Genomic DNA, 2,973 nt, shown 5'->3' with positions numbered 1-2,973 from the left:
TGTCTCAAGGAGAGTATATAATTGAAGAATTAGAAAAAATTGAAATTGAAATAAGCAAACTAGATCTTAATAAAGAAAAATATCAGTCTATTATTGATCTAACAAAAGAAGAAATAATTAGAGCAGTAAACAAAATATAAGACTTTATATTTTAGTATTACTTAGTTTCAGTAATACTATATACTGTTTTCCTTTAAATAAAGTAATAAGGACAGCGCACAAACATACACATCAGCATATTGATGTGTATGTTTGTGCTCATCTATATTCCAATTAAAAATTATTAATTTAGATAAATCATTTTATTTCTGCAACTCAAGGTCTTATATAAAACTTGTATCATCTATTAATCATAGATTTAATTAGCGCAGTCACAATATTCTATGGATGTCCAAATAAAGCCTTTTTTGGACTTTTTGTAATAACATCTTTGTTATAATCTTCTTCGTATCTTTGAGTAAATGCTCCTTTAATACTTATAAATAGATAATTATATACTTTAGTAATCGTTTTATTGTGTATTTTCTATTTTCGATTTACACGGATTAAGATTTCTTCAATTTCACTCTTCAAATCTTCAAGGCAATAATTTGTTCCGTAGAGTTGATTATGTTTATAGTGTTACTAAATGCATATTGTGTGAATCAGATGAATTATTCTTATTATTGTGTAATTTAGTATCTACATTCTTTGACTCATTTTGTTCAACATTTATATCTTAAGTTGTAGTTCCTACATTGCTCACGATTAATAGCTTGTGTTTCATTAGGGTATTAATATGTTTTTTAGTGTATGCTTTGATTTGATGTTCAATACGTCTATGAAACGGTCATATGTGTATTTGTTGAATTTCTTTTCTTTATTATAATAATAGAATTGTTGATCCTTGATTTTAGGCATGTAGATGTAAAGACGTTATTTATCCATTTTTGAAGTAACATCAATAAGTCCCTATTTTATTAATTCTTTTTGAATTTAGTGACTGCGTTCATACTGATATTTAATATTTGTTAAACGTATACATGAAAGCTATCAATGAAAAGATACTCAAATATGTGGTTGAGGACATCAGAAACATCGAATCACGGTTTAAAATATATAAAATTGTTGATGGCAGAAAAAACCACAATGAATTTGAATTTTAAGCCCTCTCAGCCGTCCATATAAGTCCGTTAAGTATGAATTGCATGTATGGAGATAAATATCAAATTGCGGTACATATCTGAAGAGTGTACTTGAGATGATTGTTGCGATGGTCATCTTTTTTATGTTCAAAATCAATAAAAAAGCACTATCTCCTTTACTGCATGCCAACTGACATTCAAACTAATATTAAGTTATATTCATTAGGTAATCGGGGGATATTCTCCTCCCTTACCTCAACTATAAAATGAGGTGATAAAAATGACAAAAATTACTCGAATCAAAATCAAAACATTCTGTAACTATATGATAGGTGTTTCTGTTATCGCCCTAGCCTTATTCATAATCTTTTACTTTTAGTATTTTCTAAACGTTTCACTCATTTAATATGATTATCGAAACAATTGAAAGACTCCTAAATAGCGATTTATCTGCGTATTATATTCATCAAAAAACAGGTGTGACGGCATCAAGTATTCAACGTTTACGAAGTGGCGAACGCCAACTGAACAAATTAATGTTAGATAGTACCGAAAAATTATATTGATTTCAATTAGAGTTAGAACAAAATCAAAAAAATTACGGAGAGGTTAACAATGAACACTGATGCATTGTGTCGTATATTGAAGTTGAAGCAGGATAGGATAATGGTAAATCGATGTAAACATATTATAATTTATGTAAAGACACGTAAATTACTAACGGAGGCTTATTTTGTGCAAACAACATATGTGAAAATATATAAAAGCGGAAACGGACAAGCAATTAGCTTAAAGAAAAATACATTACAGGAAGCAGGATTAAAAGTTGGCGATGATATAGAAGTAAAAGTCAAATCAGGACAAATTGTTTTAACTAAATCCGATTCCTTTAAAGAAAAATGAAGAGATTTTGTTGAAAGTGGTGGTAAATATGATCATAACGAGTATGATTGGGGTCAACCAGTTGGACGTGAATTATGGTAAATCAATATGATTTAATTAAATGAGATTTTAATCCAGTCATTGGTAATGAAAAAGAAAACTATCGTCCTTGTTTAGTCATAAGTGATACTGAATTTAATAAGGTTTCCGGTTTTGCTTGGGTTATTCCTATTACAAAAAGATACGATGAGCAATACCCAACAGATGTATTAGTGAAGACTAAAAATCAACATATAAATGGTGTTATCGACTGCACACAAATTAAATCTGTTGATATACATGCTCGTTCATATCGACATTTTGATATATTGACAACTGAAAAGGTAATAGAAGTAAATGATAGATTGAAAAGTTTATTAAATCTATGAAATTAAAAATGATAATCCCTCTAATCATTTTTGTGTTTTAGATTCTCTAATGATTCGAAGTCAAAAAAATAAGCCTTCGTTTATAAGTACGAGGGCAATAATAATTGCTTCATTTATGTATTTATTAAGATGAAAGCAAAAAAGTGGACTAGTCCAGCATTAGAAAGTTATTCCCTTTCTATTTTCATGAATAAACTTTCAAATCCACCAATATAAACATAAGACTTATATTTTTCTATAGATGTATGCTTAGGAGATACGTCTATACTTCGAGTTGATGTTTTTTATTAATTCAAACTGTACTACCTTCATGTTTGGTTTGCTTTAACGTTTTAATCAATGTCTGTGTATCGAAAATAATTTTAAAATAATTAATATACTTATTTTACATAAAGCTTCAATCATTATAACGTACTTTAAATTGTACAATAGTGGTGTAATGATACATATATAAATAACCATATAAGTATAAATGTATGTAACATGGTATTTACAAATTTTTTTCATCGTGGCTACTGCCTTATAAACGTCGCTCTTTT

The 2,973-nt window shown here is 28.3% G+C and carries 1 protein-coding gene and 1 pseudogene; both read left to right on the top strand.

The window, feature by feature from the left end; genetic code table 11:
• The first annotated feature begins 1,859 nt into the window (after positions 1–1,859).
• Positions 1,860–2,027, top strand: coding sequence for an AbrB/MazE/SpoVT family DNA-binding domain-containing protein (locus HMPREF3125_RS12835; protein ID WP_155399947.1), 168 nt, complete (start codon positions 1,860–1,862; stop codon positions 2,025–2,027).
• A gap of 116 nt (positions 2,028–2,143) precedes the next feature.
• A pseudogene (locus HMPREF3125_RS12540) lies at positions 2,144–2,434 on the top strand (type II toxin-antitoxin system PemK/MazF family toxin); the annotation flags it as partial.
• Positions 2,435–2,973: the final 539 nt, after the last annotated feature.

The organism is Staphylococcus sp. HMSC13A10, from assembly GCF_001808005.1.
GTDB lineage: Bacteria > Bacillota > Bacilli > Staphylococcales > Staphylococcaceae > Staphylococcus > Staphylococcus pasteuri.
The sequence above is the reverse complement of the archived record's forward strand: the minus strand, read 5'-3'. Positions and strand labels throughout refer to the sequence as shown.